Genomic DNA, 255 nt, shown 5'->3' with positions numbered 1-255 from the left:
ACTGGTAACTAGGGCTAAGTCGTAACAAGGTAGCCGTACCGGAAGGTGCGGCTGGAACACCTCCTTTCTAGAGCCTAAGTGTTAGCAAGCAATTGCACGGTTAGGAAAAAAGATGCAGATCTAAATGGTTCTGAATCATGAAATTTTATTACTCTTGCTGTTAGTTCAAATAATAAATTTAAGTAAAACAGAGTCTCGTAGCTCAGCTGGTTAGAGTACTACACTGATAATGTAGGGGTCGGCAGTTCGAGTCTG

At 42.0% G+C, this 255-nt stretch carries 1 rRNA gene; it reads left to right on the top strand.

From position 1 onward, the window contains the following. A 16S ribosomal RNA gene (locus tag ACHRV3_RS23075) occupies positions 1–67 on the top strand; the annotation flags it as partial. Positions 68–255: the final 188 nt, after the last annotated feature.

Source organism: Flavobacterium sp. FlaQc-49 (genome assembly GCF_044005985.1).
In the GTDB taxonomy this organism is placed as follows: Bacteria; Bacteroidota; Bacteroidia; order Flavobacteriales; family Flavobacteriaceae; genus Flavobacterium; species Flavobacterium cupriresistens.
Note: the sequence above shows the minus strand (reverse complement) of the source record. Positions and strands in the feature narration are given on the sequence as shown.